At 62.0% G+C, this 19,348-nt stretch carries 20 protein-coding genes and 1 other RNA gene; 15 read left to right on the top strand and 6 right to left on the bottom strand.

The features are described 5' to 3' along the window. Nucleotides 1–23: 23 nt before the first annotated feature. Complete coding sequence (locus tag B0G81_RS22600; protein WP_134138399.1) at nt 24–776, bottom strand: glycosyltransferase family A protein; 753 nt, start codon at nt 774–776, stop codon at nt 24–26. 235 nt (nt 777–1,011) lie between these two features. Here B0G81_RS22600 and B0G81_RS22595 point away from each other — a divergent pair, with 235 nt between their 5' ends. The 6 genes from B0G81_RS22595 to B0G81_RS22570 all read left to right on the top strand — a co-directional run bounded on the left by B0G81_RS22595 (nt 1,012) and on the right by B0G81_RS22570 (nt 6,831). Next, nucleotides 1,012–1,968, top strand: coding sequence for a LysR family transcriptional regulator (locus B0G81_RS22595; RefSeq protein WP_134138398.1), 957 nt, complete (start codon nt 1,012–1,014; stop codon nt 1,966–1,968). A gap of 138 nt (nt 1,969–2,106) precedes the next feature. Continuing rightward, on the top strand, nt 2,107–3,429 hold the full coding sequence (locus B0G81_RS22590; RefSeq protein WP_134138397.1) for a Glu/Leu/Phe/Val dehydrogenase: 1,323 nt from the start codon (nt 2,107–2,109) through the stop codon (nt 3,427–3,429). A 286-nt stretch (nt 3,430–3,715) separates the two neighbouring features. Continuing rightward, nucleotides 3,716–4,609 carry a glutamate/aspartate ABC transporter substrate-binding protein gene (locus B0G81_RS22585; protein WP_106284010.1) on the top strand — a complete coding sequence of 298 codons (894 nt, stop codon included), beginning with the start codon at nt 3,716–3,718 and terminating at the stop codon, nt 4,607–4,609. 82 nt (nt 4,610–4,691) lie between these two features. Beyond that, complete coding sequence (locus B0G81_RS22580; RefSeq protein ID WP_134138396.1) at nt 4,692–5,432, top strand: amino acid ABC transporter permease; 741 nt, start codon at nt 4,692–4,694, stop codon at nt 5,430–5,432. Next, nucleotides 5,432–6,109, top strand: a complete 678-nt coding sequence (gene gltK / locus B0G81_RS22575) for a glutamate/aspartate ABC transporter permease GltK (RefSeq protein WP_116118276.1) — start codon at nt 5,432–5,434, stop codon at nt 6,107–6,109. The genes B0G81_RS22580 and gltK overlap by 1 nt, the downstream gene beginning before the upstream one ends. After that, nucleotides 6,106–6,831 (top strand): amino acid ABC transporter ATP-binding protein, encoded by a 726-nt coding sequence (locus tag B0G81_RS22570; protein ID WP_012434314.1) that lies wholly within the window; start codon nt 6,106–6,108, stop codon nt 6,829–6,831. Before gltK ends, B0G81_RS22570 begins: the two co-directional genes overlap by 4 nt. 115 nt (nt 6,832–6,946) lie before the next feature. Here B0G81_RS22570 and B0G81_RS22565 read toward each other — a convergent pair whose 3' ends face one another. Beyond that, nucleotides 6,947–7,882: a class II glutamine amidotransferase gene (locus B0G81_RS22565; protein ID WP_121307178.1), complete on the bottom strand. Its 936-nt coding sequence runs from the start codon at nt 7,880–7,882 to the stop codon at nt 6,947–6,949. A 166-nt stretch (nt 7,883–8,048) separates the two neighbouring features. On the opposite strand from B0G81_RS22565, the gene pyrC reads away from it, so the two are divergent. From pyrC to rnpB, 3 genes are all read left to right on the top strand, one after another. Beyond that, the gene (gene pyrC / locus B0G81_RS22560) at nt 8,049–9,110 is read left to right on the top strand and encodes a dihydroorotase (protein WP_134138395.1); all 1,062 of its coding nucleotides are present in this window, start codon (nt 8,049–8,051) and stop codon (nt 9,108–9,110) included. Nucleotides 9,111–9,121: 11 nt separating this feature from the next. Then, nucleotides 9,122–9,949, top strand: coding sequence for a DUF3025 domain-containing protein (locus B0G81_RS22555; RefSeq protein WP_134138394.1), 828 nt, complete (start codon nt 9,122–9,124; stop codon nt 9,947–9,949). Nucleotides 9,950–10,067: 118 nt separating this feature from the next. Continuing rightward, nucleotides 10,068–10,481, top strand: an RNA gene (rnpB, locus tag B0G81_RS22550) — RNase P RNA component class A. 111 nt (nt 10,482–10,592) lie between these two features. Here rnpB and B0G81_RS22545 read toward each other — a convergent pair. After that, a complete protein-coding gene (locus B0G81_RS22545) occupies nt 10,593–11,015 on the bottom strand; it encodes an OsmC family protein (protein ID WP_106284016.1) in 423 nt (140 codons plus the stop codon). 637 nt (nt 11,016–11,652) lie between these two features. On the opposite strand from B0G81_RS22545, the gene rplM reads away from it, so the two are divergent. The 3 genes from rplM (at nt 11,653) to erpA (ending at nt 13,128) form a co-directional block, all read left to right on the top strand. Continuing rightward, nucleotides 11,653–12,081 carry a 50S ribosomal protein L13 gene (gene rplM / locus B0G81_RS22540; RefSeq protein WP_007180422.1) on the top strand — a complete coding sequence of 143 codons (429 nt, stop codon included), beginning with the start codon at nt 11,653–11,655 and terminating at the stop codon, nt 12,079–12,081. A gap of 11 nt (nt 12,082–12,092) precedes the next feature. Further along, nucleotides 12,093–12,485: a 30S ribosomal protein S9 gene (gene rpsI, locus B0G81_RS22535; protein ID WP_007180423.1), complete on the top strand. Its 393-nt coding sequence runs from the start codon at nt 12,093–12,095 to the stop codon at nt 12,483–12,485. Nucleotides 12,486–12,762: 277 nt separating this feature from the next. After that, entirely contained in the window at nt 12,763–13,128 is a 366-nt protein-coding gene (erpA, locus tag B0G81_RS22530) for an iron-sulfur cluster insertion protein ErpA (protein ID WP_007180424.1), read from the top strand. 82 nt (nt 13,129–13,210) lie between these two features. Here erpA and B0G81_RS22525 read toward each other — a convergent pair whose 3' ends face one another. Further along, nucleotides 13,211–14,341, bottom strand: a complete 1,131-nt coding sequence (locus tag B0G81_RS22525; protein WP_134138393.1) for an anhydro-N-acetylmuramic acid kinase — start codon at nt 14,339–14,341, stop codon at nt 13,211–13,213. Between the two features lie 206 nt (nt 14,342–14,547). Here B0G81_RS22525 and tyrS point away from each other — a divergent pair, with 206 nt between their 5' ends. From tyrS to B0G81_RS22510, 3 genes are all read left to right on the top strand, one after another. After that, nucleotides 14,548–15,798: a tyrosine--tRNA ligase gene (gene tyrS, locus B0G81_RS22520; RefSeq protein ID WP_134138392.1), complete on the top strand. Its 1,251-nt coding sequence runs from the start codon at nt 14,548–14,550 to the stop codon at nt 15,796–15,798. 31 nt (nt 15,799–15,829) lie between these two features. Continuing rightward, nucleotides 15,830–16,288, top strand: coding sequence for a D-aminoacyl-tRNA deacylase (gene dtd, locus B0G81_RS22515; RefSeq protein ID WP_134138391.1), 459 nt, complete (start codon nt 15,830–15,832; stop codon nt 16,286–16,288). A gap of 104 nt (nt 16,289–16,392) precedes the next feature. Then, nucleotides 16,393–17,064: a histidine phosphatase family protein gene (locus tag B0G81_RS22510; RefSeq protein WP_134138390.1), complete on the top strand. Its 672-nt coding sequence runs from the start codon at nt 16,393–16,395 to the stop codon at nt 17,062–17,064. Nucleotides 17,065–17,250: 186 nt separating this feature from the next. Here the strand turns inward: B0G81_RS22510 and B0G81_RS22505 are convergent, their stop codons facing one another. Together B0G81_RS22505 and ruvB are read right to left on the bottom strand one after the other, a co-directional pair. Then, entirely contained in the window at nt 17,251–18,192 is a 942-nt protein-coding gene (locus B0G81_RS22505) for an oxygenase MpaB family protein (protein WP_134138389.1), read from the bottom strand. 35 nt (nt 18,193–18,227) lie between these two features. Next, nucleotides 18,228–19,292 (bottom strand): Holliday junction branch migration DNA helicase RuvB, encoded by a 1,065-nt coding sequence (gene ruvB, locus B0G81_RS22500; RefSeq protein ID WP_106284022.1) that lies wholly within the window; start codon nt 19,290–19,292, stop codon nt 18,228–18,230. Nucleotides 19,293–19,348: the final 56 nt, after the last annotated feature.

Below are 19,348 nucleotides of genomic sequence, written 5' to 3'. Positions count from 1 at the left end.
CCGGCGTAACGCCCGTGTGGCGGCTAGCCCGGATAACCTTCGTAGCCGGGGAACAGGGTAGGCAGCGTGAACGGCGGCAGCGAGTAGCGCGAAAAGCAGCGCGAGGTGGAGGCGGGATGGACCAGATGCAGGCAGCTCGCCTGCGGATCGTCCACCGCGATCACGTTGCGGCCTGCTTCGACTACGCGCCGGATGAAGCTCTCGTCGTCGCACAGATTGATGTCGTCGAAGGCCGAGACCGCGGCCAGCGCTTTGTCGTACACATAGGAGAAGCCGTAAAACAGGATGAAGTCCGCGCCAATCTGCATCTTCTCGTGGAATTCGATAGGGCTGACCGAACGCCCGCTCAGTTCGTAGTGCAGGCCTACCTTGGCATTCAGGTCCACGTAGCCGAAGAACTGCGTGTGCGGCGCGTACATGAAGAAGCCCGACAGCTTGATGAGGTCCGCGCGGTTCTCCTGCATCGTCGTGACCATGTGCGCGAGGTAGTGCGGCGCGTAGTGGTCGTCATCGTCGAAATGGGCGATGAGCGAGCCGCGCGATTCCGCGATCAGCGCGTTGCGCTTGGCGCCGATCGACATGCGCGCGGCGCAATGAAAGTAGCGGATGCGCGCGTCCTGCAAAGCCAGCGCCTGCAAATACGCGCTCGGCTCGGGGCTGTCGTCGAGGATCAGCCATTCCCAGTCGACCTGCTGGCGCAGCACGCAGCGCGCGATGGCCGGCAGGAAGCGGTCGCGATTGGCCGTCGGCGTGATGATGGAGACGAGTGGGGGCATGGCGGGTCTCGCGCACGGAAAGGCGCGTTATCAAAGAGAGTTGATGGAGGGTGCGGCGCGCTGCCGCCGGGGCGTGCGTGCAGCAAGATAGCGGCTCGCGGCCGGGCGGCGCCATCGGCGCAATCCGATTTCCTGACGTGGGGTCATCACGCGATCTCGCGCACGGCCGCACCTGGCGGTCTCACGACACCCACTAGAATGCTGACTTCCTCTCCTCGTCGGCAGCAGGCCCCGCATGGAACTGAAATGGCTCGAAGACTTCGTTTCGCTCGCGGAAACGCGTAGTTTCAGCCGCTCGGCTGAATTGCGCCACGTCACGCAGCCGGCGTTCTCCCGGCGGATTCAGGCGCTCGAAGCATGGCTCGGTACGGAGCTGATCGACCGCTCGGTCTATCCGACGCGGCTCACGGCGGCCGGCCAGGTATTCAACGAACAGGCGCTCGCGATGCTCTCGCAGTTCCACGAAGCGCGCGCGCTGCTGCGCGGCCATACCGCAACGCCGCAGGCCACCATCGAGTTCGCCGTGCCGCACACGTTGTCGCTGACTTACTTTCCACGCTGGCTGCAGCGGATCGAAGCCCATCTGGGTCCGATCCACACGCGTCTGCGGGCCCTGAACGTGCACGACGCGGCGTTGTCGCTGGTGGAAGGCGGCTGCGATCTGATGATGGGCTATCACCATCCCAGCCATCCGGTCGCGCTCGATCCGGGCCGCTACGACATGCTAACGCTCGGCAACGAACCGATCAGTCCGTTTTCGGCGCCGGGCCGCGCCGGCCGGCCGCGTCACACGTTGCCGGGCACGGGCGAGGCGCCCACGCCTTATCTGTCGTACACGCCGAACGCCTATCTGGGACGCATGACCGAAGTGATACTTGCCAACGCGCCGGAGCGTTTGTACCTCGACCGCCTCTACGAAACCGACATGGCCGAGGGACTCAAAGCGATGGCGCTGGCCGGGCACGGCGTCGCCTTCCTGCCGCACAGCGCGGTCGAGGACGCGGTCGCCGACGGTAAGCTGATCCGTCTTGACCGCGCGACGCGCGGCACGCCGGAAGGCCAGCTCACACTGACCATGGAGATCCGCCTCTATCGCGACAAACTCGCGGCGAAGAGCGACGATGCGCGACAGATTCTCGCGCGTCAATTGTGGGAGGTGGTGTCGCAGGAGCTGGCGCAAGGCACGGCCTGAAATCCTGCCTCCTTACGACGCGAATTTGCGGCTTCTTGATGGTTATGCAAAAAAAACATAATCGGATAAGGAAACGGCATTGGATTTCAAAACGGCGTTTTTCCACAATGCTGACATTCGTTCAACGCCGGAGCGTTCATGTCATCCCAGCAACAGGCAGCACAATCAGCCCAATCCGCATCAACGTTGCAGTCGGTTCCTTCCTACCTGAATAAAGACGATCTCGGCCCGTGGGGCAACTACCTGCGTCAGGTGGATCGCGTCGCGCCGTATCTCGGCTCGCTGTCCCGCTGGCTCGAAACCCTGAAGCGCCCGAAGCGCATTCTGATCGTCGACGTGCCTATCGAACTCGATAACGGCACGGTCGCTCACTTCGAAGGCTATCGCGTGCAGCACAACGTGTCGCGCGGTCCGGGCAAGGGCGGTGTGCGTTACCACCAGGACGTGACGTTGTCGGAAGTGATGGCCTTGTCGGCGTGGATGTCGGTGAAGAACGCTGCGGTGAACGTGCCGTACGGCGGCGCGAAGGGCGGCATTCGTGTCGACCCGCGCACCTTGTCGCGTGGTGAACTGGAGCGCGTGACGCGCCGTTACACCAGCGAAATCGGCATCATCATCGGACCGAATACCGACATTCCCGCGCCGGACGTGAACACGAACGAGCAGATCATGGCGTGGATGATGGACACGTACTCCATGAACCAGGGCCAAACGGCCACCGGCGTCGTGACGGGCAAGCCGATCACGCTGGGCGGTTCGCTCGGCCGCCGCGAGGCGACGGGCCGTGGCGTGTTCGTGACCGCTTCGGAAGCCGCACGCCGTATCGGTGTCGACATCGAAGGCGCTCGCATTGCGGTTCAAGGTTTCGGTAACGTGGGCGGCATCGCGGCGCGTCTGTTCCAGGAAGCCGGTTCGAAGCTGGTCGCGGTGCAGGATCACACCGGCTCGCTGTACAAGTCGACCGGTATCGACGCCGTCGCACTGCTCGAACACGTGGCCAGGACCGGCGGCGTTGGTGGTTTCCCCGAAGCCGACGCCGTCACGAACGAGGAGTTCTGGACCGTCGAATCGGACATCCTGATTCCGGCGGCGCTGGAAAACCAGATCACCGAAAAGAACGCCAGCAAGATCAAGACGAAGATCGTCGTGGAAGGCGCGAACGGCCCGACCACCACGGCTGCGGACGACATCCTGCACGATCGCGGCATCCTCGTGATTCCGGACGTGGTGGCCAATGCCGGCGGCGTGACCGTGTCGTACTTCGAGTGGGTGCAGGACTTCTCGAGCTTCTTCTGGACGGAAGACGAGATCAACCAGCGCCTCGAGCGCGTGATGCGTGAAGCGTTTGCCGCAGTGTGGCAAGTGTCGAGCGAGCAGAAAGTGTCCGTGCGGACTGCGGCATTTATCGTCGCATGTAAGCGGATCCTGGAAGCACGCGAACTGCGCGGCCTGTATCCCTGATCTATCGGCTTCTTTCGGCTTCTTTTCCGCTTCAAACGGCGGTTCCGCTACCCGCGGGACCGCCGCCAATCTTTGCTTCAGCGCGGTCCACAAGACTGCGTGTTCGACCCGGCCGGCGGCATCGTATCGATGCCGCCCGCCTTTGCATATGCGGAAAGGTTGACCGACCTGCCCCCAAAGCGCCGCAAACCCCTAGCGGCGCGCGCGCAACAACATGGTTTATAGCCATACTTTCAGAATAATTACTTTGCTAAACTGGCGCCGGTTCTTGCCAAGGAGATCACACATGAAGGTTAAAAAAGCTGCGCTGCTGCTCGCGACTCTCGGACTGTTTACGGTTGGCGCGCATGCGCAAGACGCTGGTACGCTGAAAAAGATCAAGGACACGGGTGTCATTTCGCTGGGTCATCGCGAATCGTCGATCCCGTTTTCGTATTACGACGACAAGCAGAACGTCATCGGCTACTCGCAGGAATTCGCGCTGAAGGTCGTAGAGGCAGTGAAGCAGAAGCTGAACATGCCGAACCTGAAGGTCAAGCTCACGCCGGTCACGTCGCAAAACCGTATTCCGCTGGTGCAGAACGGCACCGTCGACATGGAATGCGGTTCGACCACGAACAATGCTGAACGTCAGCAGCAGGCTGCCTTCTCGAACACGATCTTCGTGATCGGCACGCGCCTGATGACCAAGAAAGACTCCGGCATCAAGGACTGGGCGGACCTGAAGGGCAAGACGGTCGTCACGACCGCCGGCACCACGTCCGAGCGCCTGCTTCGCAAGATGAACCAGGACAAGAGCATGGGCATGAACATCATCAGCGCGAAGGACCACGGCGAGTCGTTCCTGACGCTCTCCACGGGCCGCGCCGCTGCCTTCATGATGGACGACGCGCTACTCGCGGGCGAGCGCGCGAAGTCGAACAATCCGGGCGATTTCGTGATTGTCGGCACGCCGCAATCGCATGAAGCGTATGGCTGCATGATCCGCAAGAACGATCCGGAATTCAAGAAGGTCGTCGACGACGCGATCGCCAAGGTCGAAACCTCGGGCGAAGCCGACGCGATCTACAAGAAGTGGTTCGAATCGCCGATCCCGCCGAAGGGCCTGAACCTGAACTTCCCGGAAAGCGACGACATCAAGGCGCTCTACAAGAGCCCGAATGACAAGGCAATCGATTAAACCTTAGCTGTTTTTTTGAAACGCTGAACGAAACGGAAGGGGCCACGCGCTTCTTCCGTTTCTTTTTGCTGGAGTCTTGGTCATGTCATATCACTGGAACTGGGGCATTCTGCTGAGTCCCGTCTCCACCGGCGAGCCGACCACGTATCTAGGCTGGCTGCTGTCGGGCTTCTGGGTGACGATTACCGTGTCGCTGTCGGCGTGGGTGATCGCGCTGATCGTCGGTTCGTTGTTCGGCGTGCTGCGCACGGTGCCGAATAAATGGGCGTCGGGCATCGGCACGATCTATGTCGCGATTTTCCGTAATATCCCGCTGATCGTGCAGTTCTTCATCTGGTATCTGGTGATACCGGAGTTGCTGCCCGCTTCGATCGGCAACTGGTTCAAGCAACTGCCGCCGAGCGCGCAGTTTTTCTCGTCGTCGATCATCTGTCTCGGGCTATTCACGGCTGCGCGCGTGTGCGAGCAGGTGCGCTCGGGGATCAACGCGCTGCCGAAGGGCCAGCGCGCCGCGGGCCTTGCCATGGGCTTCACGCAATGGCAGACGTATCGGTACGTGCTGCTGCCGGTCGCCTACCGCATCATCGTGCCGCCGCTGACTTCCGAGTTTCTGAATATCTTCAAGAACTCGGCGGTGGCGTCGACGATCGGTCTGCTCGATCTGTCCGCCCAGGCGCGCCAACTGGTCGACTACACGTCGCAGACGTATGAGTCGTTCATCGCGGTCACGATCGCGTACATGCTGATCAATCTGGTCGTGATGCAACTCATGCGCTGGGTCGAAGCCAAGACCCGGTTGCCCGGCTATATCGGAGGCAAGTAATGCATCATTTCGACTGGAGTGGTATTCCGGGCGCATTGCCTACGCTGTGGACCGGCGCCATCGTCACGTTCAAGATCACGCTGATCGCCATCGTGTTCGGTATCGTCTGGGGCACTATTCTCGCGATGTTGCGGCTGTCGTCATTCAAACCCTTCGAGTGGTTCGCGAAGGGCTACGTGACGATTTTCCGTTCCATCCCGCTGGTGATGGTGCTGCTGTGGTTCTTCCTGATCGTGCCGCAAGTGCTGCAGAACGTGCTCGGTTTGTCGCCGGATATCGACATTCGCCTCGCGTCGGCCATGGTCGCGTTCTCGCTGTTCGAGGCGGCTTACTATTCGGAAATCATCCGCGCCGGCATTCAGTCGGTGGCGCGCGGGCAGGTCAACGCGTCGTTCGCGCTCGGCATGACGTACGCGCAGTCCATGCGTCTGATCGTGCTGCCGCAGGCGTTCCGCGCCATGGTGCCGCTGCTGCTCACGCAAGGTATCGTGCTGTTTCAGGATACGTCGCTCGTCTACGTGATCAGCCTCGCCGACTTCTTCCGCACCGCCACGAATATTGGCGACCGTGACGGTACGAATGTCGAGATGGTACTGTTCGCGGGCGCGTGTTATTTCGTGATCTGTGTGGTCGCGTCGAGCCTCGTCAAAGGTCTTCAGAAAAAGGTCGCAAGATGATCTCTATCAAGAATGTTTCGAAGTGGTACGGCCAGTTTCAAGTGCTGACCGACTGCACGACGGAAGTCAAAAAGGGTGAAGTGGTGGTGGTGTGCGGGCCGTCGGGCTCGGGCAAATCCACGCTGATCAAAACCGTCAACGGCCTCGAGCCGTTCCAGAAGGGCGAGATTGTCATCAACGGCCAGTCGCTCACCGACAAGAAAACCAATCTGTCGAAGCTGCGTGCCAAGGTCGGCATGGTGTTCCAGCACTTCGAGCTGTTCCCGCATCTGTCGATCGTGCAGAACCTCACGCTCGCCCAGGTGAAGGTGCTCGGCCGCTCGAACGACGAAGCGACAGCGAAGGGTTTGAAGCTGCTCGATCGCGTCGGCCTGCGCGCGCATGCGGACAAGTTTCCGGGCCAGTTGTCGGGTGGTCAGCAACAGCGCGTGGCGATTGCGCGCGCGTTGTCGATGGATCCGATCGCCATGCTGTTCGACGAGCCGACCTCCGCGCTTGATCCGGAAATGATCAACGAAGTGCTCGACGTGATGGTCGAACTCGCGCAGGAAGGCATGACCATGATGTGCGTGACGCACGAAATGGGCTTCGCGAAGAAGGTCGCGCACCGCGTGATCTTCATGGACAAAGGCTTGATCGTGGAAGACGACCGCAAGGAAGACTTCTTCGCGAATCCGAAGTCGGATCGCGCGAAGGATTTTCTGGCGAAGATCCTGCACTGAGGTTGTTGTGGCGTCACGCCGTTTAGACGGCGTGGCGCGGGCAGAAAAAAGCCGCTTCGGAAGAAGCGGCTTCGTTGTTTCTGGCGATTCGTTTTTTAGCGAATGCTCCGAGCGCTCAGGATTCGAACGCGGCCGCGTCGTCTGCGGCTTCGAGATCGACCTCGGCTTCTCGCGCGCTCATTGTGTCCGTCGAAGCCGCGATCGTGCTCGCCGACGCCGACGCATCCAAAGCCGGATTGCGCAGCTTTTCCAGCACCGAAGCCGGCACTGGCACATTGACGCGGCCGATCACGTCGCCGTGTTGGAACATCATCAGATCGCCCGGTTCGAAGGCGGTCCACACTTCGTTGTCGGTCAGCGGCTTGGTGGCGATCACCGCGACGCGGTCTTCGGGCGTCGTGTATTTGGCGAAATCGATCGACACGTCGGCGTCGACGAGATGCGCAGTGGAAAACGGCCAGCGCCGCACGATGTAGTGCAGATGCGTGGAGCAATGCGCGAACAGCGCCTGGCCATTCGACATCAGGAAATTGAACACGCCGAACTGCGTGATTTCACGCGTGAGGGTTTCGAGCGCGGCAAACAGTTCGTCGAGCGGCGGTTGCTGCGCGCCGGGAAATGCCTTGCGCAAGCCTTCGAGCAGCGCGCAGAAAGCGAGTTCGCTGTCGGTTGTGCCAACAGGCTGATACACACCCGATAGCGCCGGCGAATAATCCTTGAGGTCGCCGTTATGCGCGAAGATCCAGTGACGTCCCCACAGTTCGCGCATGAATGGGTGGCAGTTTTCCAGCAGGATGTGCCCTTGCGTCGCTTTGCGAATATGCGCGATCGTGTTCTTCGATTTGATCGGGTAGCGCTTGACCATTTCGGCGATCGGCGAGGTCGCCGACGATTGATGGTCGATGAACAGGCGGCAGGCTTTGTCTTCGAAGAAGGCGATACCCCAGCCGTCGGCGTGGTGATCAGTGACGCCGCCGCGCGCCGCAAAGCCGGTGAACGAGAACGTGACGTCCGTTGGCGCGGCGCAGTTCATTCCAAGAAGTTGGCACATGTTGCGGGTAAGCCTGTGAACGGGGCGAGCCGTTACAATGATGATTTTCCAAGCATATCACCGAGCCAGAAACGCCAAATAGCAAAATTGACACGTGTTTATGCCGCAACGTTGCGGATTGACCGCATAGATTGGCTTTTGTCGTCGAATCTCGTCCCCCGCCGCCATGACCGCTTCCAACGCTTCTATCGACTCCATCACGCTCGCCCGTCCGGATGACTGGCACCTGCACGTCCGCGACGGCGCAATGCTGGCGGCCGTGTTGCCGGACACCGCGCGCCAGTTCGGCCGCGCGATCATCATGCCGAACCTGAAGCCGCCGGTCACGACCACCGCGATGGCGCAGGCGTATCGCGAGCGGATCGTCGCCGTGATTCCCGAAGGCGCGAAATTCGAACCGCTGATGACGCTGTACCTCACCGACAACACGCCGCCCGACGAAATCCGCCGTGCTCGCGAAAGCGGCTTCGTGCATGGCGTAAAGCTGTATCCGGCGGGCGCGACGACCAATTCTGACGCGGGCGTCACCGACATCATGAAGTGCGCAAAAACGCTCGAGGTCATGCAGGAAGTCGGCATGCCGCTGCTCGTGCACGGCGAAGTGACGGATTCGTCGATCGATCTGTTCGACCGCGAGAAGGTGTTCATCGACCGCGTCATGACGCCGCTGCGCCGCGCGTTTCCGGCGCTGAAGGTGGTGTTCGAGCACATCACCACGAAAGACGCGGTGGACTATATCCGCGAAGCCGGCGCGGCGCCGGAACTGCTGGGCGCGACGATTACGGCGCATCACTTGCTGTACAACCGCAACGCGATCTTCCAGGGCGGCATTCGGCCGCATTACTACTGTTTGCCGGTGTTGAAGCGGGAGACGCATCGCGTGGCGCTGGTCGAAGCGGCGACCTCGGGCAATCCGCGTTTCTTCCTCGGCACGGATAGCGCGCCGCATCCGAAGGGCCTGAAAGAGCATGCGTGCGGCTGCGCCGGTTGCTATACGGCGCTGCACGCTTTGGAGCTCTACACGGAAGCATTCGACCAGGCCAACGCGCTCGACAAGCTCGAAGGCTTCGCGAGCTTTTTCGGCGCAGACTTCTACGGCCTACCGCGCAGTGAAGAGAAGGTCACGCTGCGCCGCGAGGAATGGACCCTGCCGGCTGAATTGCCGGTCGGCGATACGCCGGTCGTGCCGCTGCGCGGCGGCGAGTCGATTGGCTGGCGGCTGGTTTAAGGCTCGGCAAAATGCAGGCGCACGAGGCGGAGCCGACGGGCTTTGCTGCAATCGACTGGACCCGGCCGTGGTTCGAGCCTTTTGCCGAACGCGGCAAGCGGTGGCAGCAAGCGGCCCTGACGAGCTACGCGGCGTTGCTCGCCGAAATGAACGCCGATGCCGGTGCGATGCGGCAGGTCACCGGGCGCGGTCAGCGCCTCGCGTTCATCGCGCAAGATGATTTGCCTGCCGGCGCGGCGTACGAGGCGCATATCGCGTCGACCGGCTGCGTGCCGACGCGCCACAATCTGCATGACTTCTTCAATGCGTCGATGTGGTTCGCCTTTCCGCGCATCAAAGCGGCGCTGAACGCGCGGCAGTCGGCGGCCATTGACGTGTTGGGCGTCGGTCCGACCCGCGGCGGCGTGCGCGATGCGCTAACCCTGTTCGACGAAAACGCGCTGCTGTTCGCTTGCGCTGATCCTGCTTTGAGCGAGGCCTTGCGTGGGTTCGACTGGCATACGCTGCTGGTGGCCCGGCGCGATGTATGGGGGGCGAGTTGCGAAGTGCGCTGTTTCGGCCATGCGCTGATGGAAAAGCTGATTGCGCCGTTCAAGGCTTGCACGGGGCATGCGTGGATCGTCGAAGTGCCGGCCGTGTATTTTGACTGGGACGTTGCGAAGCGAAACGCCTGGCTGGACGACTCCGTCGCGGCGGCGCTGCTGAATACCGATGCGCTGACAAGCCGCATGTTTGCGCCGTTGCCGGTGCTGGGTGTTCCGGGTTGGTGGCCGGAAAACGAGTCGCCCGCGTTTTACGACGACACCTCCGTGTTTCGCCCGGGGCGGCGTGCGCGTTGAGCGCGGCAGGTGCGTTCGGGTTTCGACGCGGAACTGACCTCGGATTCTCCTGGCCGTTCGGCTATTTCAGCGGTAAAACCGGGCCGTCCGTCCGGCAGATGTTAAAATCCGACCCAGCAAAGCAGGCCAGGCAGTCGCGGCCTCCGAGGTTTCGGCCGAAGAGGGCGAGGAAAGTCCGGACTCCACAGGGCAGGGTGATGGCTAACGGCCATCCGTGGCAACACGCGGAACAGGGCAACAGAAAGCAAACCGCCGATGGCCCGGCGCAAGCCGGGATCAGGTAAGGGTGAAACGGTGCGGTAAGAGCGCACCGCGGCTGCTGCAAGGCAGACCGGCACGGTAACCTCCACCCGGAGCAATTCCAAGTAGGCAGGCTAGCATCTTCGAGATGCAGGACGGGGCCCCTGTCACGTCTGCGGGTAGGAAGCTTGAGCGCGTCAGCAATGGCGCGCCTAGAGGAATGGCTGCCACGCGCGTCGCGTCTTCGGACGTTGCGCGTGCACAGAATCCGGCTTATCGGCTTGCTTTGCCACCTGACAAAAAATGCCGGCGTCCATCTGGACGCCGGCATTTTTCTTTAGTGCGCGTGCAGGGCGGCGAGTGTTCGTTCGGCACCCGCGCCGCGGTCGCCGTGAGGCGGCAATCAGCCCGCGACGATGTCGAATGAGTGCGTCAACTCAGCGGTCTTCGCGATCATGATCGACGCCGAGCAGTATTTATCGTGCGACAGGTTGATCGCGCGTTCCACAGTGGCCGGGTTCAGATTTTTGCCCGTCACCGTGAAGTGGAAGTGGATCTTGGTGAACACTTTCGGATCTTCGCTGGCGCGTTCGGCCTTCAGCGTCACCGAGCAATCGCTGATTTCCTGACGGCTTTTCTTCAGGATCATCACGACGTCGTAGGCGGTGCAGCCGCCCGTGCCGAGCAAAACCATTTCCATCGGACGCGGCGCGAGGTTGCGGCCGCCGCCTTCAGGCGCGCCGTCCATTGTCACCAGATGACCGCTGCCCGTCTCGGCTGCGAACGCCATCCCGTCCTGTCCCATCCAGCTCACCTTGCATTCCATGCTGTGCTCCACCGCCCGTTTGCCTTATCGAAAGGGCATTGTAGCCCGGTGCTTGAGTGTCTGCCCGAGGCGACTTTTGCTTCCAGTTATGCCGGATGCGGCTTGCGTGTTGCGCTGCGGCATGTTCAGCCGATTCGGGAAGGCCCTGACATGGTTAGGGGTTTTACTCTAGATGACAACTAACGGCATGGTCGCGCAAGCGGTATTTAGCGTTTGATTTCAAAGGAAAATTTGCGATATGGTGCCGAGAAAGTTGACTTTCACATTGTGAAATTACATTTCGCAATGCAAATGTTCTTGCATCGCACAAGGTCGGCTCATATAATCGTTTCTGTCTCCTCCACCTCCTCCTTTGGTGGATTAAACCCGAACCGCTCGTTCGGGTTTTTTTTCGCCCGCGTCCTGCGCGCTCGGGCGCGATAGTGCGTCAAATCGCGCTTCCAATAGCCGGATCGCCGCGAAATCTCGCGCACATTCCCGTACGTTTTGACTTGCCGTAGCAAATTCCTTTATAATTCAGGGCTTTTCCGCATCCGCGCCCGCGGAGGAAGAACCAGGGAGAGCCTGCACGCGCCTCGATGCGCACACTACAAGCAGGAAAAAACACATTGGGCGCAGCAATTTTTTTGGATCGATCATGAAGACGTTTTCCGCAAAAGCCCATGAGGTTACGCGTGAATGGTACGTGATTGACGCGACGGATAAGGTTCTCGGGCGTGTCGCCAGCGAAGTGGCACACCGTCTTCGCGGCAAGCACAAGCCTGAATTCACTCCGCACGTCGACACCGGTGATTTCATCATCGTTATCAACGCGGGTAAGTTGCGCGTCACGGGCAACAAGGCTACTGACAAGAAGTACTACCGTCACTCGGGCTACCCGGGCGGTATCTATGAAACGACGTTCGGCAAGATGCAAGAACGCTTCCCGGGCCGCGCGCTCGAGAAAGCGGTCAAGGGCATGCTGCCGAAGGGCCCGCTCGGCTACGCGATGATCAAGAAGCTGAAGGTCTACGCTGAAGCAACGCATCCGCATTCGGCACAACAGCCGAAAGCGCTCGAGATCTAAGGGGAGCCCACATGATCGGTAACTGGAATTACGGCACGGGCCGCCGCAAGAGCGCCGTCGCACGCGTCTTCATCAAGGCTGGCAAGGGCGAGATCATTGTAAACGGCAAGCCTATCGCCGATTACTTCTCGCGCGAAACGTCGCTCATGATCGTGCGTCAGCCGCTGGAACTCACGAACCACGGCGTTACGTTCGACATCAAAGTCAACGTGAACGGTGGCGGTGAAACGGGTCAAGCCGGTGCGGTTCGCCACGGCATCACGCGCGCGCTGATGGACTACGACGCAACGCTGAAGCCGGAACTGTCGAAGGCTGGCTTCGTTACGCGTGACGCACGTGAAGTCGAACGTAAGAAGGTCGGCTTCCACAAGGCACGCCGCAGGAAGCAATTCTCGAAGCGTTAATCGCTTCGGGCGCGAGCCGGCTTTCGGGCTGGCGCGCTGCAAAAGCCGCCCACGCTTTCGCGTTGGCGGCTTTTTTCATGGGTTCGCGGCTCAGTGCTCCCGGTGCTGCCGCAACGAACTCGTCGCCAAAGCGGCGATGTGTCCCGCCTGGCGGGGCTGGCGGCGGCAAAATGCGCCGTCCCTCAATTTGCCGGAAGAACCCATTGATTTTGTGGGCTTCAGCACGATATCGAGATCAGCCCTACAATAGCGGTTAGAAGCTTTTTGGAGAGTTCGAATGAACGCAGTCACCGATACACCCGTGACCGAGATGCCCGCCCCCTTCGTTTTTACCGACGCAGCGGCTGACAAGGTCAAGCAACTGATCGAAGAAGAAGGCAATGCGGACCTCAAACTGCGCGTTTTCGTGCAGGGCGGCGGCTGCTCGGGCTTTCAGTACGGTTTTACCTTCGACGAGGCCGTCAACGAAGACGACACCGTCATGAACAAGAGCGGCGTCCAGCTGCTGATCGATTCCATGAGCTACCAGTACCTGGTCGGCGCTGAGATCGACTACAAAGACGACATCAACGGCGCGCAGTTCGTCATCAAGAACCCGAATGCTACGACCACTTGTGGTTGTGGTTCGTCGTTCTCGGTGTGATTGGCTCGTTGAGCAACAGGTTGAAATGAAAACGGGGCTTCGGCCCCGTTTTCATTTCTAGCACCAATAAACTGTGCATCGGTCACCGCGGATAGATCGCCCCTAGCACGCGCTCGGCCGACGCGCCCGTCACCGCCGGCAGATTGCCTGGCAAACGCGCCACGCAGCGCATCGCAAGCCAGGCGAACGCCAGCGGCTCGACCTGGCTTGGCGGCACGCCGAGCGCATCCGTCGTCATGACGGGTACGCCGCTCACGCCGCTTTCTTCCAGCGCCTGCTGCAAGGCCTTCAGGATCTCCGGATTGCGCGCGCCGCCGCCGCAGACATAGACCGCTCTCGCATCCGACGCGTGCCGTTCGATTTCGCGCGCGACTGTCACCGCCGTGAGTGCCACCAGCGTCGCCTGCACGTCGGCGGGGTCGAGTCCGGCGAACGGCTGCAGCTTCGCGTCGAGCCATTGCGCATTGAACAGGTCGCGGCCGGTGCTCTTCGGCGGCTGTTGCGCGAAAAAGGGCTCATCGAGCAAGGCGTTCAACAGCGAGCGATCCACCTGGCCGCCCGCCGCGAAATGGCCGTTTTCGTCGAACGGTTTGCCGAGATGGCGTTGCGCCCACTCGTCGAGCAGCGCATTGGCCGGCCCGCAGTCGAAGCCGCGCACGCTGCCGGTCGCGTTCAGAATCGTGATATTGCTGATGCCGCCAAGATTGCAAACCACGCGCGTTTCGTTTTTCGCCCCGAACACCGTGGCGTGAAACGCCGGCACGAGCGGCGCGCCTTGGCCGCCGGCCGCGACGTCGCGGCTGCGGAAATCGGCGATTACGTCGATATGCATCATTTCCGCGAGCAACGCCGGGTTGTTGATTTGCCGCGTATAACCCTTTTCCGGCCGATGCCGCACCGTCTGCCCATGCACGCCGATCGCGCGCACCTCCGCGGCGGGAACGCGGCTGTTGTGCAGCAGGTCGTGGCAACACACCGCGTAACGCGTGGCGAGCGCATTGGCGGCGAGCGCCTCGCGCTCGATCTCGTTGTCGCCGGGTTGCTGGAGCGCGAACAATGCGTCGCGCAGGCCCGCGGCAAAGCCGACGAACGCCTCGGCCAGCACCACCGGCGGCTTGCCTTGCGCGAACCTGACGGCCACGCCGTCCACGCCGTCCATGCTGGTGCCGGACATCAATCCAAAGTAGACGCCGTCTGCGGGGTCTTGCGCCACGTTGCTGCTCCTCTCGATGGTTCGTTGCGATTCGTTGTAGCAGATTATCGGGTGAAGCGCGGTCGAATATAAAGCGTCGCGACGCGGGTGGCACGACGTTGAACGGAGAAATCGTGCACCGGCGAGGCGTTGTTAGGTGCCTCATTGGGCGCGGCGGCGCGCATCTATGGGACAATCTCCTTTTTTCGCGACTTCACGTTTCCAGCATGAGCACCGAGTCCACCAAGCCTAATCCCGCTGCCGCCTTCCCGATCACCGACGAAGTCCGTCACGCCCTCGCCGTCACCAAACGCGGTGTCGACGAACTGCTGATCGAAGACGAATTCGCGCAAAAACTGGCGAAGAGCGCGGCGACTGGCAAGCCGCTGCGTATCAAACTCGGGCTCGATCCGACCGCGCCGGACATCCACATCGGCCACACGGTCGTGTTGAACAAGATGCGTCAGTTGCAGGATCTCGGCCACACCGTCATCTTCCTGATCGGCGATTTCACGTCGCTGATCGGCGATCCGTCGGGCCGCAACGCCACGCGTCCGCCGCTCACGCGCGAGCAGATCGAATCGAACGCGAAAACGTATTTCGATCAGGCCGCGCTCGTGCTCGACCGCGACAAGACCGAGATCCGCTACAACAGCGAATGGTCGATGCCGCTCGGCGCCGACGGCATGATCAAGCTCGCGTCACGCTACACGGTGGCGCGGATTCTCGAACGCGAAGACTTCACCAAGCGTTTTCAGGGTGGCGTGCCGATCTCGATTCACGAGTTCCTGTATCCGCTGATGCAAGGCTACGACTCGGTCGCGCTGAACGCGGATCTCGAACTCGGCGGCACGGACCAGAAATTCAACCTGCTGGTAGGCCGCGAGTTGCAGAAGCAATACGGCCAGGAACAGCAATGCATTCTGACGATGCCGCTGCTCGAAGGGCTGGACGGCGTCGAGAAGATGTCGAAGTCGAAGAACAACTACATCGGCATCAGCGAAAAGCCGACCGACATGTTCGGCAAGCTGATGAGCATTTCCGACGTGCTGATGTGGCGTTACTTCGAACTGCTGTCGTTCCGTCCGATGGACGAAATCGCCGGGTTCAGGAAGGAAATCGAAGCGGGCCGCAATCCGCGCGATTTCAAGGTGCTGCTCGGCCAGGAAATCGTCGCGCGCTTCCACTCGCAAGCCGATGCCGAACGCGCGCTCGAAGACTTCAACCATCGCGCGAAGGGCGGCGTGCCGGACGATATTCCGGCCGTGACGCTTGCGGGCGCACCGCTCGCGATCGGCCAGTTGCTCAAGCAGGCGAATCTCGTGCCGTCGACGAGCGAAGCGCTGCGCAACATCGAACAGGGCGGTGTGAAGATCGACGGCACGACCGTGTCCGACAAGGGCCTGAAAGTCGAAGCCGGCGAGTACGTCGTGCAGGTCGGCAAGCGCCGTTTTGCGCGCGTTACGCTGACAGCCTGATGTTCAGAGCGGCGCTTTCGGAGTTGAGCCGATGATCGCGCTGATCCAACGCGTGCGGCGCGCGGAAGTGCGCGTGGCCGACCGCATGACGGGCGCGATCGAAGCGGGCCTGCTCGCGTTCGTGTGCGCCGAACGCGGCGACACCGAGGCAGCCGCCGACCGGCTGCTGGCCAAGGTGCTCGGCTACCGCGTGTTCAGCGATGCCGCTGGCAAGATGAACCTCTCCGTGCAGAATATTGACGGCGGCGGGCGCGCGGGCGGTTTGCTGCTCGTGTCGCAGTTCACGCTGGCCGCGGACACCAACAGCGGCCTGCGTCCGAGCTTTACGCCCGCCGCGCCGCCGGATGAGGGCAAGCGCCTGTTCGACTACTTCGTCGCGGCGGCGCGGGTGAAACATCCGATCGTCGAGACCGGCGAGTTCGGCGCCGACATGCAGGTCTCGCTCGTCAACGACGGGCCGGTCACCTTCTGGCTAAAGACGAACGCCTGAGCTCTATCCTTCAATGCGCACCTTGGCGTGCGCATCCATTCCTCCAGCCGCTTTTGCGACAATAGCGGCTCGGCAACACCGGCCAAGGCGCCCACTTTCTTTCCATGACTACGCAGATTCTGTTCATCCGGCACGGCGAGACCGACTGGAACCGCATCAAGCGCATTCAAGGTCACATCGACATTCCGCTCGCTACCACGGGGCTGGCGCAAGCGCAGCGCCTGACGCGCCGCATGGCCGATGAGGCGAAGCAGGGCGCACGCCTCGACGCGATCTATTCGAGCGACCTGCAACGCGCGCAGCAAACTGCCCAGCCGGTCGCCGACGTGCTCAACTTGCCGCTGCAGTTGCGCGAGGGTCTGCGCGAGCGTTCCTACGGCGCGTTCCAAGGCCACGACAGCGACGAGATCGCCCTGCGTTTCCCCGATGAATACGCGCACTGGCAAACCCGCGATCCAGGCTTCGCACCGCCGGACGGCGAGTCGCTGCGCACTCTCTACCATCGCGTGCTGCACGCGATCGAACCACTGGTCGCAGCGCATCCCGGCGGGCGGATTGCCTGCGTCGCGCACGGCGGCGTGCTCGATTGCGTGCGACGCTTTGCCTGCGGTTTGCCGCTCGATGCACCGCGTAACTACCCGCTGCTGAACACGAGCGTGAACACGGTGGATTTCGACAACGGCAAGGCGACGATCGTGTCGTGGGCGGACGTCTCGCACCTCGATGCGCCGAGCGAGGATGATAGTTTCAAGAAGGTGCCGCAGCCGGGGCGGTGATTGGCGTGCGTCGATTGGGCGGCGTGAGTTTGCGCGGCTGATTCGGACCGTCCGCGCGCGGCCAGCGAATTCGGGCGGCCGAAGAACGGTGTCGCGACTTACCCGCATATTCACGCGGTTGTTGTCCCTGACTGTCACTGACGTTTGATCGCGCAGCTTGTGCGCGTTCGGGTGCCGTCGCTCGCCTTACTCAGTTTCGCTTATGCTAGCGGCGACACGCCGGCGCGCCCGTTTCGACACACCATTCACCAGCGCCCAGCGAATGACCGGCGCGATCAGCCGCACACCAGGTCTAGCCACCGCGCGGCGAAGCACCGCATAGCGCTGGAATCCCAGCATCGCCTGTGCCCAATCGGGCAGAAGATCGACGCCGGCGTTGACCATCAACACGCCGGCTGGCCGCATCGATAGGCTCGGGGCGGGCGCGTTCATCAGAACCCTCACGACTTCGCGCGTGCGCTCGCTGGCGAAAAGCCCGGGCTGCATCGCGAGCAAATAAGCGTCGATCTCGGCGCGCGAACGCGGAATGTCCGATGCGCCGAGCATCTCCGCAATTCGTGCGGTCTCCATGAAGTACTGATCCTGCGCGGCGATCGACAGCGACGGATTCACATAGCGCAAGTGCGCGGTCATGAAGCTCGATACTTCGGCGACATGCACCCAGGTCAACAGCGCGGGTTCGCTTGCGCGATAGGGCCGGCCGTCAGGCGCGACGCCGTTCACGCCAAGATGAATGTGCTTCACACGTTCGATCAGCGTCAGCGCGTCGCGCCGGCTGCCGAAGGTGGTGCCCGCGATAAACGTCGCGGTGCGGCGCAGGCGGCCAAGAATATCCGTGCGAAACGTCGAATGGTCCCACACGCCGGCGAGCGCCAGCGGGTGCAGCGCCTGGAGCAGAAGCGCGCTGATGCCGCCTGTCATCATGGATGTGAAATCGGCGTGGACTTTCCAGCACACCGAGTCCGGGCCGAACAGACCAGGGTCGCCCGGAGGCGACGAGTAGTCGAGCGTGGGACCGCTGCCGCTTGTCAGATGCGTGACGCCGGCGGCCAGTTTCGAGCGGAGCCTGCCGGTGAGAAGATGCGCGAGACCGTTGGACGAGTTGGACTGACTGGTTTGGTCGGACATCCTGATTCGGTTTCGTGGGGCGTGACGTGTGCCGCTCAGGTCGCGGCCGAATCCCATAGACCCGGCAGGCCGCTCGACGAATCCGGCGCGGCGAGGCCGAAATGCCGGTACGTGAGCAGCGTGGCGACGCGGCCGCGTGGCGTGCGTTGCAGGAAGCCTTGCTGGATCAGATAGGGCTCTAGCACGTCTTCAATCGTGTCGCGCTCTTCGCCGATTGCCGCCGCCAGATTGTCGACGCCGACCGGGCCGCCGTCGAACTTGTGCAGAATTGCTTCGAGCAGCTTACGGTCCATCAGGTCGAAGCCGACTGCATCCACGTCGAGCATCTTGAGTGCGGCGTCGGCCACTTGCGCAGTGATATTGCCGTCGGCCTTCACTTCGGCGAAGTCGCGCACACGGCGCAGCAAGCGGTTCGCGATCCGCGGCGTGCCGCGCGCGCGCTTGGCGATCTCGAACGCGCCGTCAGGATGGATCTGTGCATGAAGCAGAGACGCCGAACGCGTAACGATGCGCGCCAGTTCCTCGGCGTTATAAAACTCGAGCCGCGCCACAATGCCGAAGCGATCGCGCAGCGGGTTGGTCAGCATGCCCGCGCGCGTGGTCGCGCCGACGAGCGTGAACGGTTGCAGGTCCAGCTTCACGCTGCGCGCGGCCGGCCCTTCGCCGATCATGATGTCGATCTGATAATCCTCCAACGCCGGGTACAGAATTTCTTCGACGACCGGCGAGAGCCGGTGGATTTCGTCGATGAACAAAACGTCGTTGGCTTCGAGATTGGTGAGCAGCGCGGCGAGGTCGCCGGCGCGCTCGAGCACCGGTCCCGACGTTTGCCGCAAATTCACGCCCATTTCCCGCGCGATGATGTGCGCCAGCGTGGTTTTGCCGAGGCCCGGCGGCCCGAACAGCAAGACGTGGTCGAGCGATTCGGAACGGCGCTTGGCGGCCTCGATAAAGATTTCCAGCTGGCCGCGCACTTTTTCCTGCCCGACATATTCTTCGAGCTGGCGCGGACGCAACGCGCGCTCGAACGCTTCTTCGTTCGGCGAGACGGGCGTGGCCGCGATGATGCGCTCGGCGGCGAGTTTGTCGGTTTCGATCATGCGTTCATTGTACCGCGAGCCGCCTGCCGCGAAACTCGGCCGAATGGCCAGGGTGC

Source organism: Paraburkholderia sp. BL6665CI2N2 (genome assembly GCF_004366535.1).
GTDB lineage: Bacteria > Pseudomonadota > Gammaproteobacteria > Burkholderiales > Burkholderiaceae > Paraburkholderia.
Note: the sequence above shows the minus strand (reverse complement) of the source record. Positions and strands in the feature narration are given on the sequence as shown.

Coding starts and splice junctions, on each gene's coding strand:
- pyrC (WP_134138395.1), top strand. CDS start 8,049: ATGACCGCTTCCAACGCTTCTATCGACTCCATCACGCTCGCCCGTCCG.
- tyrS (WP_134138392.1), top strand. CDS start 14,548: ATGAGCACCGAGTCCACCAAGCCTAATCCCGCTGCCGCCTTCCCGATC.
- B0G81_RS22545 (WP_106284016.1), bottom strand. CDS start 11,015: ATGGAATGCAAGGTGAGCTGGATGGGACAGGACGGGATGGCGTTCGCA.
- B0G81_RS22585 (WP_106284010.1), top strand. CDS start 3,716: ATGAAGGTTAAAAAAGCTGCGCTGCTGCTCGCGACTCTCGGACTGTTT.
- rplM (WP_007180422.1), top strand. CDS start 11,653: ATGAAGACGTTTTCCGCAAAAGCCCATGAGGTTACGCGTGAATGGTAC.
- B0G81_RS22595 (WP_134138398.1), top strand. CDS start 1,012: ATGGAACTGAAATGGCTCGAAGACTTCGTTTCGCTCGCGGAAACGCGT.
- B0G81_RS22570 (WP_012434314.1), top strand. CDS start 6,106: ATGATCTCTATCAAGAATGTTTCGAAGTGGTACGGCCAGTTTCAAGTG.
- B0G81_RS22510 (WP_134138390.1), top strand. CDS start 16,393: ATGACTACGCAGATTCTGTTCATCCGGCACGGCGAGACCGACTGGAAC.
- dtd (WP_134138391.1), top strand. CDS start 15,830: ATGATCGCGCTGATCCAACGCGTGCGGCGCGCGGAAGTGCGCGTGGCC.
- B0G81_RS22555 (WP_134138394.1), top strand. CDS start 9,122: ATGCAGGCGCACGAGGCGGAGCCGACGGGCTTTGCTGCAATCGACTGG.
- rpsI (WP_007180423.1), top strand. CDS start 12,093: ATGATCGGTAACTGGAATTACGGCACGGGCCGCCGCAAGAGCGCCGTC.
- B0G81_RS22600 (WP_134138399.1), bottom strand. CDS start 776: ATGCCCCCACTCGTCTCCATCATCACGCCGACGGCCAATCGCGACCGC.
- B0G81_RS22590 (WP_134138397.1), top strand. CDS start 2,107: ATGTCATCCCAGCAACAGGCAGCACAATCAGCCCAATCCGCATCAACG.
- erpA (WP_007180424.1), top strand. CDS start 12,763: ATGAACGCAGTCACCGATACACCCGTGACCGAGATGCCCGCCCCCTTC.
- B0G81_RS22580 (WP_134138396.1), top strand. CDS start 4,692: ATGTCATATCACTGGAACTGGGGCATTCTGCTGAGTCCCGTCTCCACC.
- B0G81_RS22565 (WP_121307178.1), bottom strand. CDS start 7,882: ATGTGCCAACTTCTTGGAATGAACTGCGCCGCGCCAACGGACGTCACG.
- gltK (WP_116118276.1), top strand. CDS start 5,432: ATGCATCATTTCGACTGGAGTGGTATTCCGGGCGCATTGCCTACGCTG.
- B0G81_RS22505 (WP_134138389.1), bottom strand. CDS start 18,192: ATGTCCGACCAAACCAGTCAGTCCAACTCGTCCAACGGTCTCGCGCAT.
- ruvB (WP_106284022.1), bottom strand. CDS start 19,292: ATGATCGAAACCGACAAACTCGCCGCCGAGCGCATCATCGCGGCCACG.